The 15275-nt window shown below is 59.3% G+C and carries 15 protein-coding genes; 5 read left to right on the top strand and 10 right to left on the bottom strand.

The genetic code is table 11. The features are described from left to right. Positions 1 to 120: 120 nt before the first annotated feature. On the top strand, positions 121 to 1506 hold the full coding sequence (locus tag ACM6IR_RS22095) for a VOC family protein (protein WP_414909660.1): 1386 nt from the start codon (positions 121 to 123) through the stop codon (positions 1504 to 1506). Between the two features lie 183 nt (positions 1507 to 1689). On the opposite strand, the gene ACM6IR_RS22100 is transcribed toward ACM6IR_RS22095, so the two are convergent. Then, on the bottom strand, positions 1690 to 2367 hold the full coding sequence (locus tag ACM6IR_RS22100; RefSeq protein WP_414909661.1) for a type 1 glutamine amidotransferase domain-containing protein: 678 nt from the start codon (positions 2365 to 2367) through the stop codon (positions 1690 to 1692). A gap of 421 nt (positions 2368 to 2788) precedes the next feature. Here ACM6IR_RS22100 and ACM6IR_RS22105 point away from each other — a divergent pair, with 421 nt between their 5' ends. Continuing rightward, a complete protein-coding gene (locus tag ACM6IR_RS22105; RefSeq protein ID WP_414909662.1) occupies positions 2789 to 3307 on the top strand; it encodes an Hcp family type VI secretion system effector in 519 nt (172 codons plus the stop codon). 591 nt (positions 3308 to 3898) lie between these two features. On the opposite strand, the gene ACM6IR_RS22110 is transcribed toward ACM6IR_RS22105, so the two are convergent. From ACM6IR_RS22110 to ACM6IR_RS22145, 8 genes are all read right to left on the bottom strand, one after another. Then, entirely contained in the window at positions 3899 to 4141 is a 243-nt protein-coding gene (locus ACM6IR_RS22110; protein WP_414909663.1) for a hypothetical protein, read from the bottom strand. Positions 4142 to 4232: 91 nt separating this feature from the next. Then, complete coding sequence (locus ACM6IR_RS22115) at positions 4233 to 5297, bottom strand: lipocalin-like domain-containing protein (RefSeq protein ID WP_414909664.1); 1065 nt, start codon at positions 5295 to 5297, stop codon at positions 4233 to 4235. Beyond that, entirely contained in the window at positions 5287 to 7758 is a 2472-nt protein-coding gene (locus ACM6IR_RS22120; RefSeq protein WP_414909665.1) for an FtsX-like permease family protein, read from the bottom strand. The genes ACM6IR_RS22115 and ACM6IR_RS22120 overlap by 11 nt, the downstream gene beginning before the upstream one ends. A gap of 1 nt (position 7759) precedes the next feature. Beyond that, a complete protein-coding gene (locus ACM6IR_RS22125; RefSeq protein WP_414909666.1) occupies positions 7760 to 8428 on the bottom strand; it encodes an ABC transporter ATP-binding protein in 669 nt (222 codons plus the stop codon). A gap of 242 nt (positions 8429 to 8670) precedes the next feature. Further along, a complete protein-coding gene (locus tag ACM6IR_RS22130; protein ID WP_414909667.1) occupies positions 8671 to 9477 on the bottom strand; it encodes a class I SAM-dependent methyltransferase in 807 nt (268 codons plus the stop codon). A gap of 290 nt (positions 9478 to 9767) precedes the next feature. After that, positions 9768 to 10097 carry a DUF6124 family protein gene (locus ACM6IR_RS22135; RefSeq protein WP_414909668.1) on the bottom strand — a complete coding sequence of 110 codons (330 nt, stop codon included), beginning with the start codon at positions 10095 to 10097 and terminating at the stop codon, positions 9768 to 9770. 572 nt (positions 10098 to 10669) lie between these two features. Further along, complete coding sequence (locus ACM6IR_RS22140) at positions 10670 to 11902, bottom strand: winged helix-turn-helix domain-containing protein (protein WP_414909669.1); 1233 nt, start codon at positions 11900 to 11902, stop codon at positions 10670 to 10672. A 64-nt stretch (positions 11903 to 11966) separates the two neighbouring features. After that, complete coding sequence (locus ACM6IR_RS22145; RefSeq protein WP_414909670.1) at positions 11967 to 12182, bottom strand: DUF1127 domain-containing protein; 216 nt, start codon at positions 12180 to 12182, stop codon at positions 11967 to 11969. Between the two features lie 96 nt (positions 12183 to 12278). Here ACM6IR_RS22145 and ACM6IR_RS22150 point away from each other — a divergent pair, with 96 nt between their 5' ends. Next, a complete protein-coding gene (locus tag ACM6IR_RS22150; protein ID WP_414909671.1) occupies positions 12279 to 13133 on the top strand; it encodes a LysR family transcriptional regulator in 855 nt (284 codons plus the stop codon). On the opposite strand, the gene ACM6IR_RS22155 is transcribed toward ACM6IR_RS22150, so the two are convergent. Further along, a complete protein-coding gene (locus tag ACM6IR_RS22155; RefSeq protein WP_414909673.1) occupies positions 13123 to 13857 on the bottom strand; it encodes a sulfite exporter TauE/SafE family protein in 735 nt (244 codons plus the stop codon). The genes ACM6IR_RS22150 and ACM6IR_RS22155 overlap by 11 nt on opposite strands. Positions 13858 to 14031: 174 nt before the next feature. Between ACM6IR_RS22155 and ACM6IR_RS22160 the strand changes: the two genes are divergently transcribed. Both ACM6IR_RS22160 and ACM6IR_RS22165 read left to right on the top strand, forming a co-directional pair. Next, a complete protein-coding gene (locus tag ACM6IR_RS22160) occupies positions 14032 to 14493 on the top strand; it encodes a MarR family winged helix-turn-helix transcriptional regulator (RefSeq protein WP_414909674.1) in 462 nt (153 codons plus the stop codon). Between the two features lie 338 nt (positions 14494 to 14831). Then, positions 14832 to 15251 carry an organic hydroperoxide resistance protein gene (locus ACM6IR_RS22165; protein WP_414909672.1) on the top strand — a complete coding sequence of 140 codons (420 nt, stop codon included), beginning with the start codon at positions 14832 to 14834 and terminating at the stop codon, positions 15249 to 15251. Positions 15252 to 15275: the final 24 nt, after the last annotated feature.

Below are 15275 nucleotides of genomic sequence, written 5' to 3' on the forward strand. Positions count from 1 at the left end.
TCCGGGTGCTCAAGCAGTCCTTGGCAGAATGAAGTCCGTCAGAAACTTCGTTTGTCGGCGTCGCTGAAGGCTGCGATCTTTTCTCACATCCTTCATGTCACCGCGTCAGGAATTTTTTTCATGAGCCATCCGAATTTCATCAGCCCCGACCTGATCCGCCAACGCTTCTCCAAAGCGATGTCCGAGATGTACCGCGAAGAAGTACCGCTGTATGGCGCGCTGATGGAACTGGTGGAACAGACCAACCACCACGTACTGGAAAACGATCCACAAATCGCCCGGCAGTTGAACAGCACCGGCGAAATCCAGCGCCTGGACCTCGAGCGCCATGGCGCAATCCGCGTCGGCACCGCCGCTGAACTGGCAACCCTGGCCCGGTTATTCGCGGTGATGGGCATGCAACCGGTGGGTTATTACGACCTGACCCCGGCGGGCGTGCCGGTGCATTCCACCGCGTTCCGTGCCGTGCATGAAGCGTCGTTGCAAGTCAGCCCGTTCCGGGTATTCACTTCACTGCTGCGCCTGGAACTGATCGAAGACCTGGAGCTGCGAGCATTCGCCCAGTCGGTTCTGGATAAACGTTCGATCTTCACGCCGTCCGCGTTGACGCTCATTGATCGCGCCGAAACCCAAGGCGGGCTCACCGAACCCGAGGCCCGGGACTTTGTCGAGCAAGCCCTGGAAACCTTCCGCTGGCACCACAGTGCCACCGTCACCGCCGAGCAATACCAGAAACTCAGCGCTCAGCATCGACTGATCGCTGACGTCGTGGCGTTCAAAGGCCCGCACATTAACCACCTGACACCGCGCACCCTGGACATCGACATCGTTCAGGCGCAAATGCCTGCCCACGGCATCACCCCCAAAGCCGTGATCGAAGGCCCACCCCGCCGCCAGTGCCCGATCCTGTTGCGCCAGACCAGTTTCAAGGCCTTGGACGAGCGTGTCGCCTTCACCGACCAAACCGAATCTCACGGTAGCCATAGCGCCCGCTTTGGCGAAATCGAGCAACGTGGCGCCGCACTCACGCCAAAGGGCCGGGCGCTTTACGACCGCTTGCTCAACGCTGCCCGGGACGAGCTCAAGGACTTTCCCAACGAAGCCAACGCCGCCCGCTATAACACGTTGATGACCCGACACTTTGGCGAATTTCCTGACACCTGCGAAGACATGCGCCAACAGGAACTGGCGTACTTTCGCTACTTCGTCACGAAAAAAGGCCTGGCAGCGCAAGCGCTGAAAGCCGCATCGCTGGAAGCGTTGATCAGCGGCGGATATTTGCAGGCTGAACCCCTGGTGTATGAAGATTTCCTGCCGGTCAGCGCGGCGGGTATTTTTCAGTCGAACCTGGGGGATGCGGCGCAAACCCACTATGGGGTGCATTCGAACCAGCAGGCATTCGAGAAGGCGCTGGGTCGGCCGACTATTGATGAGTTGGAGTTGTATGCCGAGACTCAGCGGCGTTCGATCGTAGAATGCTATGCCGCGCTGGGCCTCTCCATCTGAGGCGTGACAAGACCTTGTAGCAACTGGCGCAGGCTGCGTTCGGCTGTGTGTGTGTGTAGGAGCGAGCTTGCTCGCGAAAATGGAACATCCGACACATTTTCTGTGGCTGAACGACCATCGCGAGCAAGCTCGCTCCTACACACAGCCGAACGCAGGCTACGCCAGCTGCTACGGGTCAGGCGTTTAGCGAAGTTTCGCCAACAATGCCTGGGCCGCAGCCTCAGACGAGGCAGGATTCTGCCCGGTCAGCAGCAAGCCATCCGTGACCACATGGCTCGCCCAGTCATCGCCCCTGGAAAAAATCCCGCCCTTCTCCTTAAGCATATCCTCCACTAGAAACGGCACGACATTCGTCAACTGCACGGCGTCTTCTTCGCTATTGGTGAACCCCGTGACGCGCTTGCCTTTGACCAACGGCTGACCGTCCGTGCCTTTGACGTGACGCAATACGCCCGGCGCATGGCAGACCGCCGCGACCGGTTTACCGGCCTTGTAAAACGCCTCGATCAGCGCGATCGAATTTTTGTCTTCGGCCAGATCCCACAGCGGGCCATGGCCACCCGGATAGAAAACCGCGTCGTAGTCTTCCGCTCTCGCGCTGCTCAACAGGGCGGTAGAAGCCAATGCGGATTGAGCCGCGGCGTCTTTGCGAAAGCGGTCAGTGGCCTCGGTTTGCGCGCCCGGTTCGTCACTTTTCGGGTCCAGCGGTGGCTGGCCGCCCTTCGGTGAAACCAGGGTCAGTTGAGCGCCGGCATCTTTGAAGGCGTAATACGGCGTAGCGAATTCTTCCAGCCAGAAACCGGTTTTTTTACCGGTGTTACCCAATTGATCGTGGGACGTTAGAACCATAAGGATTTTCATGTCGTTCTCACTTCAGCTCAGGGTTGTTCGGGGATTTCACAGCGTTTCAGTGTTTTTTATGGACCGCTCGATCAGTCCTTTCGTTGCACCGGATGCCAAGCACCCATGAGCGGTACCGCAAAGTTTTAACACGCAACAAGTTGCGCACCCGTCCGTCAGAAACGTCCTGCCGGGGCGCTAATCGTCTCGCCTGTCAGGCCTTCATGCCGAACGAGCAAGAAGTTGCGCAGCACTGCGCAAGCTCTTGCCCACATGTCGAGGTGATCGTCGCCCAGATTCTCTTCGCCGATCAAAAAAACGTCTCAAGTCACTGATTTATATAGCTCACCATGCTTATGGCACGGACCTTGAAAACAGCCAGGCGCCCACCGGGCGATATCACCTACCGGGCACCCTCACGTATCAAGCAAGGAGAGCATCCATGGCTACACCCGCGTATATGTCCGTCACAGGCGAGAAGCAAGGTTTGATCACTGCCGGCGCGTTCACCGCCGACTCCGTTGGCAACTCCTACCAGGAAGGTCATGAAGACCAGGTCATGGTTCAGGGTTTCAGCCACCAAGTGATCATCCCGCGTGACCCGCAGTCCGGCCAGCCTACGGGTCAGCGCATTCACAAACCTGTCGTGATTACCAAGGTGTTCGACAAGGCTTCCCCACTGCTGCTGGCGGCCCTGACGTCGGGCGAGCGCATGACCGCTATCGAAATCAAGTGGTACCGCACCTCGGCTCAAGGCACCCAGGAACACTACTACACCACCCGGCTTGAAGACGCGATCATCGTCGACATCAAGGACTACATGCATAACTGCCAAGACCCGGCGAACTTGCACTTCACCCATCTGCAAGACGTGCATTTCACCTACCGCAAAATCACCTGGACCCACGAAGCCTGCGGTACGTCGGGTTCCGATGACTGGCGTTCGCCGGTCGCTGGTTAAGTCTGGCCGATCGATTCAAGCTTCGGCCAGTTCTGCTGGTCGATGTTGTTTGTTTACGCCCCTCTAGAACTTTCGTGTCCGAGTCGAAGTGAAACGCATAAGATAAAACTACTGGGCGAGCCGCTTGGCAATATGTTGAATATATTGTTAGACATTCAACTTATGTCCACAGGTATTGCTGCAAGTGCGAATCGCACTTCGGGGAGGTGTTCGCCCAGTGTAATGGCCTGGCAATCCATGCACCGGTAAAGAGCCCTGACACTGGGCGAACGGGGGACACTTTAATAGAAGTTGGCCGATATGTCCGTGGGTACGCACATGAATTTATCGACACAATGTGTAACGAAATATCGATCGAAATATCATTGCTGAAACTTCTAGCCCCAACCCTTTCAACTATTAAAACCGATCATTCTTATACAAAAAAACTGTACAAGAACGATCAGCATGTAGAGTTGTTAGTGCTGACTGGTCACCTTCAGGATGCCGCCGGGGTTGGGGTTGTCTTGGGTGGCGCGGATTTCGCCAGTACGTAGACGCTGATCATGGAATGTTCGAAGTTTCTTGGTGATCGATTGGCCGCAGGGGGACTCAAGCGTCAGGGTCCTCGAGCTCCTGGGCGACGTTCACGGCGGGCGAATCCTTGTGCGATTGCTCGGCCTGAGCCTTTAGGGCCTGCCACTGTTCGAGGTCGATGGCACCCTGCCCCAATAAATCGTCAGCCACTCGCAACAGCTCGGCGTAGTGAGCATCGGGGGATTGCTGCCAATAGGCCTTGTCTTCGAACAGGCGCTGCCAGGACGCAAGGTCGGGTGGTTTGAGGTCATCACTCATGGCGGGCTCCTGCAAGGCGTTCGTACGGTAGAGAGTTGAGCGGCGTTCGGAGTTCCATGCAGGAGCTGGCGAAGCCTGCAATCTGTTGATCTCAATACCCGGTCATTTCCAGATAGCCCTGCCCCGCTTGGTTGCCACTCAAACGCACGGGCCCCTCCCAGTAAGGAATGCGCAAATCCATCCAGGCATTGGGGTTAAGGGCCTCCAGGATGATGTCGAGGTGCTTGTCCGGGATTTTGATCGACCAGCGCACGGGCATCGAACGCCCGGCGATGTTCGCGGTGTCTTGCGGCGTGAGACTGATATCGTTTGCGTGCAACAACTGAGTCTGGCCCTGAGCGCCGATCCAGGTGCCGGTAAGGTAAGGCTCGCCGTTTTTTTGCCGCATGCGATAGAGCATGACTTGCTCGCCGCTATCCAGGTGCAGGGAAAACCAGTCCCAGCCAGTCTGGTTCGCGGTCAGTGGCTGGCTGCTCCACTCGCGGTCGAGCCACGCCGGCCCGCTGACCGAATAAGCCTTGCCATCGATTTCCAATATACCGCTGGCCTGAAAAAACGGCTGGCTATAGTAGTACGACGCCTGCCCCTGTTCGGATTTCTGACTGAAACCCTTGTCGCCCTGCAGCACCAGTGGACGCGTGGAGGTCAGTCGCAGGTGGTAGCTGAACCCTTTGTCGCGGGCACTGAGTTGAAGCTCGGTCAATGGATCGGTCACCTGACTGCTGAACCGCCAATCGTCGATCCATGCATTGAACGGCTGCACGCTCACCCCGGCCTGACCGACGCCACCCCGGGCATAGCGTTCGGCGGCGTGGTGCACCGTCGCTGACGTCACGGCCGCGTGCCCCAGCCAGAGGGTCTGATTAGCCCAGCCACTGACCTCGGGTGCCGCTTTCAATGCGCTGCGAAACAACGTCCATTGCACGCCGAATTCACGGCCCTGATCGTCCTTGAGGTTAGCGGTGACGTACCACCATTCAATGCGAAAACCGTCGTGCGCTCCGTGATCCGCCGGGAAGCTGAACACCCGACCGGGCACCACTTCGGTAAAGGCAGCAGCTTGACTGCCGAGACCGGCGAAGCCGTTATCGACGGGCGCCGAGTTGTCGCACCCGCCCAACAACGCCAAAAGTAAACAGCCGGCCTTAATCCTCATGCGCAAACGTCCTCAACAGATCGGCCGGTTGCGTGCGATACAGCGTGTAGAGCGGCCACGCCGACGCCAGCAATGTCGCGAGCAGCGCCAGCCCCATCAACTGCAACAGCTGCACCGGGAACACCCACAACGGCAGCCTCCAGCCAAACGCCTGAACGTTGATCACCGCGTCCAGGCTCCAGGCCAGTGCGATGCCCAATGGCAACGCAAGCACCAGCGTCAACACGGCCAATAACCAGGTTTGCCCAAGGTTTAGCAGCATCAACTGCCGGCGTGTCACACCCAATGCCCACAGCGGCGCCAACTGCCCGAGGCGACTCTGGCTCTGGGTGAGCAGGCTGATGAACAACGCCACTCCCGCCACGCACAGGGTCAGGCTGTTCAATGCGGCGGTGGCGGCGAAAGTACGCTCGAACACTTGGGTGGACCAGGCTTTGAGCCGGGCTTGGTCGACAATGCGGCTGTCGTCCAGCGCAAAGCGTGCTTGCAGCGCGGTGAGAAACGCCGGGATGGATGCCGGGTCGATGCGCAGATTGAAACGGTTCGGTGTCAGCTGCGGCCAACCGCGCAGCAGGTGATCGATGTTGACCAGAATGTGGCCTTTGGGATTGCCGTAATCGGCGTAGATTCCGACAATCCGCGGCGACCACGGGCCGTTCGGCGTAGGAATTGTCAGATGGTCGCCGAGGCGCACCTTCAGCCGTCGGGCCAGTTGTTCGCTGAGCATCAGCGCATCATCCTTGGCCAGTCGGTCCCACGGGTTATTGCCCAAGGCCTCCAGCAGCGGCCAATGCTGGCGATAGGTCGGGTGATCGATCACACCGAAAACCTCCGCTGGCCAGCCTTGCAGCTGGATCGACACTTGCCAGTTGGGCAGTACGGCGGTGAGCTGCGGCTGTTGTGTGAGCCAGGTGTACAGCTCTGTGGCCTGGGCCGGATTTTGTGGGTTGAGGTAGAGCTCGGCGGTCAGGCGTTGCTCCAGCCAGTCACTGAAGGTCTGGCGAAAACCGGCGGTCATGCTGCCGGCGCCGATGTTTGCCGCCAGCGCCAGCAACAGTGCCATCAGCGCCAGGCTCAAGGCCGGCAGTTGTTGACGGCAATCGGCAAGAAACCATTGACCGAGTACCGAACGACTGCGGCTCAGCATCAGGTTCAGCACCGAACTCAGCACCACCGGTAACGCCAATGCAGCACCGAGCAACAGCGCGGCCATCAGCACAAAGCCGCTGGCCAGACTGTCGCCCCAGATCAACGCCATCAGCGCGATCACCGCGGCAATCGCGGCGAACCAACCCTGGCGCTGCAACCAGCGCGCGTGGGCCTGATGCCAGGCTTGCGGATCAGCCAGGGCCAGCAACGGCAGACGTGCCGCCCGTAGAAGACTGCTGGCACCGGCCAACAAGGCACCGAGCAAACTCAGGCCGACACCGCTGAGCCACCACAGTGGGCTGAGGCCCAATTGCCCCGGCACTTCGGCGCCGTACAGGCCGCGTAAACTGGCGGCGACGTCCGGCAACAGCGCGCTGGCCAGCAGGTAGCCACTGGCAACGCCGGCGAGCCCACCGATCAATGCCAGCCCACCCAGCTCGACGGCGAGGCAGGCAATCAGCATCCGCACACTGACCCCACAGGCGCGCAAGGTTCTGAGCACGCCACGGCGTTGTTCCAGTGCCAGGCCAATCGCCGCATGAACGATAAACAGGCCGACCACGAAGGAGAGAACCCCCAAGGCATCGAGGTTCAGGTGAAAGCTCTCGGTCAGGCGCGCGAGATTGTTCTCTTCGCCGCTGGTTTTGAGCTGAAGCTGGCCCTTGAATTGATCAGGCAAGGTCGCGGTGAAATCCTTGGGCAACAGCAGCCGGGACAGTTGATCGGGCAACCGCAAAATCTGCTGGGCAAAACCGATGTCCACCAGCAACACACCGGGGGCCATGTCGGTTTGAACCTGCAGCGGTGGCAATGCCTCACCGTTCACACTCGAAGGCTGCGCCCCTTCGCGCAGGCCCAACGCTTGCAACGTCTGTGGCGAAATCCAGGTGCTGCCCGGCGGACTGAAAAACCTGACGATCTGTTCGATCGCCAACGCCCGACCGGCCACCGCGGAACCCGCCGGCAACGACACTGGCTCGATGCCCATCAGTTGCAAGCGCTGGTCTTCGTGCCCCTTGAGCACCACCCGACCTTGCAGCACCGGCGATACCGGCCAGCCCGCGCGGCGCAGCTCGACAAAGACTTGCTGAGAAAAGGTGCTGCCATTAGCCGCAATGAGGCTGGCCTGGGGTTCGCCGCCGATCAACTGACTGGCGCGTGCATAGCTTTCCCGCGCATGGCTGTTCAACGCCTGCACCCCGGTTAGCAGGCCGGTGGCGAGCCACAGTCCGGTCAGCACGCTGAAAAACTGCACAGGATGCCGCCGCCAATGGCTGATCAGCGCCCGCAACGTTTCGCCAAAGACCCGCACGTCAGCGCTCGTCCGTGCCAGCCAGCCGGCCACCCTGGAGCAGCACTTTTTCGGCCAGTCGCGCGGCCACCTTCGGGCTGTGGGTGACCATCAACAACGTCGTCGAGCTGTCGTCGAGCAGCTCCAGCAACAATTTCAACACCTCATCGCTGGTGGCCTCATCGAGACTGCCGGTGGGTTCGTCAGCCAACAATAGTGTCGGTTTCGAGGCCAGGGCACGGCCCAACGCCACCCGCTGCTGTTGGCCGCCGGACAGCTGCTCCGGATAACGCCGCAGTAAATCTCCCAACCCCAAACGCTGCACCAGATGCGCCTGCCAGCGTGGATCATGGCGCCCGGCGAGCCGCGCCTGAAACGCCAGATTATCCTCGACCCGCAGACTGCCGATCAGGTTGAACTGCTGGAACACCAGACCGATTTCAGTGCGCCGCCAGTTCGCCAATTGCCCTTCGCTCATAGCCTCCAGCCGATGCTCACCACTGCGAATGCTGCCGCGATCGACCTTGTCCAACCCGGCGATCAGGTGCAACAAGGTGCTTTTGCCACTGCCCGACTCACCCATCAGCGCCAGGCTGCTTCCGGGTTTCAACGTGAGGTCGACACCTTGCAACACCGGCAGCGGACCTTGCGGCGTGGCATAGCTTTTGAAGACGCCGCGAACCTGAAGCATGGGCAAACCCGCTTGATGGACATGGCGCAAGGATAGCGGCCCTGCATGGTTTTTGTCCGTTGGCGATTACGGCCCTGCGCGCCGGGGGTGTGTATCGGTCGCGGTGGGAGCCGCCAATAGCTTAGGGTTGAATGGGCCGACGCCTTCGCGAGCAGGCTCGCTCCACAGTGGATTTGCGCTGGACACAAAACCCTGTGGGAGCGCGCCTGCTCGCGATGGGGTCAGCAGGAGCAACGCATTTTTCAGCGCTTCACCCCCACCATCGTAAAACACAATGGCAACTGCGCCTTCTTCTGCTCATACAGATCATAAAGCTCCTCGCGGTTGGAATGCGGGTACTCCTTGAAGTGGCTGATCTGCAGTCCGGCGTCGATGGCGCCGGTGAATATGGCCCCCAGGGTGTGGACGAACCAGTACGATGCCGCCGACTTTTGTTCGACTTTGCCTTCGTAGACGATTGGCTGGTCCTGCACGAAGGGCTCGCTGCAAAAGTACGAACTGGCCAGACGGTAAGGATCGATTGACTCGGGGTCGAACATTTCCAGGAAGGGATGGGTTTCGTACACCACCAGCGTACCGCCAGGCTTGAGCGTTTGTGCGACATGGTGGAAAAACGCGCCGATGTCCGGCATCCAGTTCAACACGCCGATGGTGATCAGGGCCATGTCGAAGCGACCATGAAGCTCACCCGGCAAGCAATGGACGTCAGCCTCGATGAACTCAGGCGCATGAGGTGAGCGGGATGCCAGCTCCTGCGCCTGATCGAGAAAGGCCTCGGACTGATCGACCCCCACGACGCTGCGGGCGCCCAGTGCAAACAGAGAAAGGCTTTCGCGCCCATTGTTGCAGCCCAGTTGCACCACGTCTTTGCCATCGACACCCACCTGAAGAAGCAACCCGGTCAAGGTGTCATCCAGGCAGGTAAAATTGTCCTGACTGACCGCCGCCAAGAGGGCCCGCCATTGGGGGGTGTCTTTATGGTGTCGGGCGGAGTCATTCCAAGCGTCGCGATTGCCGGCGATGGCAGATTCTTTTGTCGGCATTTCCATTGCACGCTCCAGAGCTCAGGCCTTTGATTGACCGGCACGAGTCTAGATCACGCCTTGAAAAAGCCACAGCCGGGATGTGTTGCGATCTTGTAATCCGGACGTGACCAACCGGAAGGGTAGCGGGAGCTGCCAACGTGCAGCACGTTTGAACGGCCAACAGGCAACGGTGTCGCAGCAATAATCGCGCGGCATGAAAAAAACCGCGATCCTTGGCGAGAGTCGCGGTTTTTTTTTGCCTGACACATAACCTCTGTAGGAGCAGCCTGCGGCAGCTCCTACAGAGGCGGTGTTCAGTCTTGCGGATCGAGGTTATCCAGTGCCCGGTTTACCGCCAGGTCGGCCAGCATGATGACCTGCTGGATGCCCAACAATGTGCTGCGCTGCGGCCCCTCCAGATACGTCGCGAAATCACTGGCCATGACACTTGCGGAAGCCAATGACTCGCAGGCGTGGGCCAGCAGGGTTTCGGTGCCGATGTCCGGGGCGATGAAGAACATGGTGCTGGGTTTGTGGGGGGCGAAGGATTTGAGGATGGCGGGTTTTAGGTGGAGGTTGGAAGCGCGCTTGGCGGCGTTGCTTTCGGTTGCTGATTCGGGAGGATTGGGCGTTGGTTTGGGCATGGAAAGTCTCCTATGAAAACTTGAACCACCATGACCTATCGCTAAACAAGTAAGGGTGGCAGCTGTACGCAGGTTAGCGATCCGGGACATAGGAAGCCCGGGTAGACCCGAAGGTCTCCCACGCACAGCCGCCATGACACAAAATTGCAGACACAAAAGGCTGCATTTGAGGCTGGGGCGTTGTGGCGCCTATGTATGGTTCGGATCGCTAAACCCGACCGCTGAATTGGCAGCGATGCACAGACGATAGAGACCAGGGACAAGACGCACAAGCCGGCGGATTCTGGCGTAGTTGTAGGCAACGGCGCAAGGTTCTGTAGCTTTCATCAAGTAACGCCAGACACGCTTAAACACGTCCGTGGATAAGCACACAATCCCTGTGGGAGCGAGCTTGCTCGCGAATGCGGTGTGCCATTCAGCATGGCTGTTGGCTGACACTCCGCCATCGCGAGCAAGCTCGCTCCCACAGGAGATCGAGTACATCTGAAGGAGACCGGTCGGCTGTCAGGCTGCCATCGCGGGTAAGCCTCGGCTGGTCGGGGTCATCGTGGTCCTGATGTACATCCCGACTTTCAAGCTGGATTACCCACCTGAGCCAATGCCACTCTTAACCTGGCCGCGCTCGCCCGCTGACAATTCAACTGCACCTGTTCAAGCCCCAGCCAATCGCCCATCTGCCGCAGACTGACCGCCAGCGCCATCATCCCCTCGTCATCCAGCCCCGGCTCTTCTTCATGGACCGCGTGCACCGCCAAACGGCCCAACGCCCGCTCGGCGCGCAGGTCCACCCGCGCAGCGATCCGTTCATTGTGCAAAAACGGCAACACGTAATAGCCGTAGACCCGTTTGGCCTGCGGCGTATAAATCTCCAGCCGATAGCGGAAGTCGAACAGCCTTTCGGTGCGGCTGCGCTCCCAGATCAGCGAATCGAAGGGTGACAGCAGCGCACTGGACTCGACCTTGCGCGGCACTGTCGGCTCAGGCAGGCAATACGCCGGCTGCCGCCAGTCCTGGACCTCACACACCAGCAACTCACCCGCCTCCACCAGCTCCGCCAGACGTGGACGACTGTCTGTCGGGCTCAAGCGGAAATAATCCCGCAGGTCCTTTTCGGTGCCAACGCCCAAGGCTGTCGCGGCATGCAGCAACAGCCCGCGCTGGGCCTCGGCCTCATTAGGCTGCGGCCGCTGCAGAATTGCCGAGGGAATGACCCGCTCCGGCAAGTCATAGAGCCGCTCAAATCCGCGTCGGCCGGCGACGGTCACTTCACCGGCGGCAAACAACCATTCCAACGCATGCTTTTCCGCACTCCAGTCCCACCACGGCCCTGCCCGTTCCTGACGGGTCGAGAGACTTCCGGCCGCCAATGCACCCAATTCCTGAACCGACGCCAGCACCCGGCGAATGGTGCCCTGTTGCTCACGACCGAATGTTGCCAGTTGCTGATAGATATCTTCACCACGGGTCGCCCGCGACATGCGCCAGCGCATCAGCGGGTACATCGATAAGGGCAGCAACGACGCTTCATGGCCCCAATACTCGAACAGCGTACGTCGACGGCCCTGGCTCCAGGCAGCCTGGTCGAGCAAGTCGGATGAGTAATTGCCGAGGCGGGAAAACAAGGGAAGGTAGTGCGAACGCACCAATGCATTGACCGAATCGATCTGCAGAATGCCCAGCCGCTCGATCAGACGATTAAGCTGAACCGGTTTGATCGTCGCTGGCGGCTGGCGCCCGTTGAACCCTTGGGCAGCCAGCGCCAGACGCCGAGCCTGGTTGAGGGAAAAGGACAGCGTCGCGGGCATGAGCATCTCCTTGTCTGCTCGCAACCTACCTCATCGCAAGAGGGATTGTGTAGTTGAGCCTTACTCATTTTTGCATCGGATCATTCCAGAACGGTTTTACCGACTCGAACTCTACATCCGCACGGCTCATGCCGATGTCCTTCAGTGCTTCGTCGCTCAAACTTGCCAGCAGTTCGCGCTCCCGGTGAAGTTCGTACCAGCGACTGACCTTATGCAGCAGATCGGACACCAGGTGGATCGAATGTTTTTCTACCGCTGGATATTCATGTTGACCTTTCATCTTGTTGCCCTCCGTTTTGGATGGATACAGTGTCGCGCCAGGTCTAAGATCAATCCAACGAATGTTTCTGATGTCACACATCTCGGAGATTGATGGATGTCCGCCTTCCCAAGTATTGACACAGACGTGCTGCGCACCTTCGTCGCCATCGCCGATCAAGGTGGGTTTACCCGCGCCGGTGAATTGGTCAACCGTACCCAGTCCGCTGTGAGCATGCAGATGAAGCGACTGGAAGAGGATGTGTTGCAGCGCCAATTGTTCGAGCGCGACGGCCGGCAAGTGCGGCTGACCGCAGAAGGCCAGGTGCTGCTGGGTTACGCCCGGCGCATCCTCAAACTGCACAGCGAGGTGTTCAACACCCTGCGCGAGCCACACATGGTCGGCATGGTGCGCATCGGCACGCCGGACGATTATGTGATGCGTTTTCTGCCAGGGATTTTGCGGCGTTTCGCCCAGTCCTATCCGCTGATCCAGATCGAGGTGCACTGCGAATCATCAAAACAATTGTTGCTGCGCCAGGATCTGGACTTGTCCATCGTCACCTGCAAACCGGGCAACGAGATCGGTGAGTTGCTGCGCAAGGAGCGTTTTGTCTGGGCCGAGGCGCAATGCTTCAGTGTCCACGAACAGACGCCGTTACCGCTGGCGATGTTCAACAGTGATTGTTTCTGCAGGCTGTGGGCCTGCAATGCGCTGGACGCCATGGGCCGCGATTACCGCGTTGCCTATAACAGCTCGAGCCTGTCGGCGCTCATGGCGGTGGTCAGTGCCGGTCTGGCCGTCACCGCGCAACTTGAAAGCCTGATCACCCCGGACATGCGTATCCTCGGTGAAGCCGAAGACCTGCCACTGCTGCCCGAGGCGAGCATCATGCTGGTGCGTAACCTGCACAACCCTTCTCCGATCACCGAGTGCCTGGCCGAACACATCGTCGAAGGCTTCAAACTTTAAAGGCGAGCATCACCGCGCAGAACACCAGGAAGCCACAAAACAGCCCGCGCAGCAGCCGTTCCGGCAGCGCGTGGGCGATCTTCACGCCCCAACTGATGCTCATCAGACCGCCGACCGCCAAGGGCACACCGATCATCCAGTCGACTTGATGGTGTACGGCGTAAGTCACCAGGGTGACGCTCGTACTTGGCAACGCCAGCGCCAGCGACAACCCCTGCGCAACCACCTGGCTGGTGCCGAACAGGCTGGTCAGCACCGGCGTCGCCACCACCGCCCCGCCGACGCCAAATAACCCGCCCATGGTCCCGGACGCCGCACCGAGTACGCCCAGCCATGGCCATGAGTAATTCATCTGCGAAGAGGCCGACACCTTGGCGCTGAACATTCGCACCAGGTTGTAGGCAGACAGCGCGACGAGGAACGCAACAAAGCCCAGGCGCATGGTTTGCGCGTCAATGCCCACCGCCCAGATCGAACCGATCCAGGCAAAGCAGAAACCCATCGAGGCCAGCGGCAGCGCATGACGCCATTCGATCCGGTTGCGCTGGTGATAGCGCCATAGCGCCAGCATCACATTCGGTACCACCATCACCAGCGCCGTACCTTGCGCAATTTGCTGATCGAGGCCGAACAGCACGCCCAGCAGCGGGATCGCGATCAACCCACCGCCAATGCCGAATAAACCACCCAGGGTGCCCAAGGCCGCGCCAAACACCAGGTACATCAAGAACTCAATCACTGGCGATTTCCCTTCCTATCAGGCCGTTCATCCTACGCAGTCAGCGCTGGCAGCGAAACGCCCAGTGAGCATTGGCGTTGTCCAGCGAATAGTTGAATTATCTGGTGCATTAAAGATTCGTCCGCTAGATTCATGAGGATCACTGAACAAGGCTTCGAAATGACCACCGAGCGCAACACCCCGGATAACTACGACGAGCTGCTGCTGGACAACCAGATCTGCTTCGCCCTGCATTCCACGTCGCTGCTAATGACCAAAGTCTATAAACCGCTGCTGCAAGCGCTGGGCCTGACCTATCCGCAATACCTGGCGATGATGGTGTTGTGGCAAAAAGATGGTTTGACCGTAGGTGAAATCAGCACGCAATTGCTGACGGATCCCGGCTCACTGACACCGCTGCTCAAACGCCTGGAAGTCGAAGGCCTGCTCAGTCGCACCCGCAGTCGTGTGGATGAACGGGTGGTGATTGTTGAGCTGACCGAACAAGGTCGTGCACTGCGCGACAAGGCGCGCAGCATTCCACAGTGCATCCTCGCCGCCAGCGGGCAGACGCTGGAGCATCTGCGGAAGCTGCAAGCGCAATTGCAGGATTTGCGTAGCCATTTGCAAGAGAGCCTCTGATCTTCAAGCCACCACAATCCCCTGTGGGAGCGAGCTTGCTCGCGATGACGGTGTGATTGACACACCGCCATCGCGAGCAAGCTCGCTCCCACAGTTGTTTTGTGTGTTCTTACAAATTCGGTTTCCTTCGCAAAAAAAAATCGCGGTCGACGAATCCCTTCTCGACGGCTCTATTTCAGCACTATTCCCACACTTGACCTCGCACCTGATAGGTCTTGCCCAGTTTTTTTCCAAAATTTATCTTGCGCGCTAATTAATCGCGCGATACATTCATCTCGCACTTACTTAGCGCGCAATCATTTAGCGCGAACACCCCATGCCAAAACGAGACTCACACCATGCAAACTCTCTATACCGCAATTGCAACTGCCACCGGCGGCCGTGATGGTCGTGCGGTTTCCAGCGACAACGTCCTCGACGTCAAACTCGCTACCCCGAAAGAACTCGGCGGTGCTGGCGGCGCAGCGACCAACCCTGAGCAACTGTTCGCCGCCGGCTACTCCGCCTGCTTTATCGGTGCGCTGAAGTTCGTTGCCAGCCAGACCAAACGCGCCCTCCCGAACGACACCTCGATCACTGCCCATGTCGGCATCGGCCAAATCCCAGGCGGCTTCGGTCTGGACATCGACCTGCATGTCAGCCTGCCGGGCCTGGAACAAGCCGATGCGCAAACCCTGGTCGACGCTGCCCACCTGGTCTGCCCGTACTCCAACGCCACCCGTGGCAACGTCGATGTGCGTCTGCACGTGACGGTTTAAGCGCCATAAAGAAAATCTTTCAGG

This window comes from Pseudomonas sp. IT-P253 (genome assembly GCF_949768125.1).
Taxonomy (GTDB): Bacteria; Pseudomonadota; Gammaproteobacteria; order Pseudomonadales; family Pseudomonadaceae; genus Aquipseudomonas.

Excerpts from the sequence above, each read along its gene's own strand:
- ACM6IR_RS22095 (WP_414909660.1), top strand. The coding sequence starts at position 121 with ATGAGCCATCCGAATTTCATCAGCCCCGACCTGATCCGCCAACGCTTC.
- ACM6IR_RS22100 (WP_414909661.1), bottom strand. The coding sequence starts at position 2,367 with ATGAAAATCCTTATGGTTCTAACGTCCCACGATCAATTGGGTAACACC.
- ACM6IR_RS22105 (WP_414909662.1), top strand. The coding sequence starts at position 2,789 with ATGGCTACACCCGCGTATATGTCCGTCACAGGCGAGAAGCAAGGTTTG.
- ACM6IR_RS22110 (WP_414909663.1), bottom strand. The coding sequence starts at position 4,141 with ATGAGTGATGACCTCAAACCACCCGACCTTGCGTCCTGGCAGCGCCTG.
- ACM6IR_RS22115 (WP_414909664.1), bottom strand. The coding sequence starts at position 5,297 with ATGAGGATTAAGGCCGGCTGTTTACTTTTGGCGTTGTTGGGCGGGTGC.
- ACM6IR_RS22125 (WP_414909666.1), bottom strand. The coding sequence starts at position 8,428 with ATGCTTCAGGTTCGCGGCGTCTTCAAAAGCTATGCCACGCCGCAAGGT.
- ACM6IR_RS22130 (WP_414909667.1), bottom strand. The coding sequence starts at position 9,477 with ATGGAAATGCCGACAAAAGAATCTGCCATCGCCGGCAATCGCGACGCT.
- ACM6IR_RS22135 (WP_414909668.1), bottom strand. The coding sequence starts at position 10,097 with ATGCCCAAACCAACGCCCAATCCTCCCGAATCAGCAACCGAAAGCAAC.
- ACM6IR_RS22140 (WP_414909669.1), bottom strand. The coding sequence starts at position 11,902 with ATGCCCGCGACGCTGTCCTTTTCCCTCAACCAGGCTCGGCGTCTGGCG.
- ACM6IR_RS22145 (WP_414909670.1), bottom strand. The coding sequence starts at position 12,182 with ATGAAAGGTCAACATGAATATCCAGCGGTAGAAAAACATTCGATCCAC.
- ACM6IR_RS22150 (WP_414909671.1), top strand. The coding sequence starts at position 12,279 with ATGTCCGCCTTCCCAAGTATTGACACAGACGTGCTGCGCACCTTCGTC.
- ACM6IR_RS22155 (WP_414909673.1), bottom strand. The coding sequence starts at position 13,857 with ATGTACCTGGTGTTTGGCGCGGCCTTGGGCACCCTGGGTGGTTTATTC.
- ACM6IR_RS22160 (WP_414909674.1), top strand. The coding sequence starts at position 14,032 with ATGACCACCGAGCGCAACACCCCGGATAACTACGACGAGCTGCTGCTG.
- ACM6IR_RS22165 (WP_414909672.1), top strand. The coding sequence starts at position 14,832 with ATGCAAACTCTCTATACCGCAATTGCAACTGCCACCGGCGGCCGTGAT.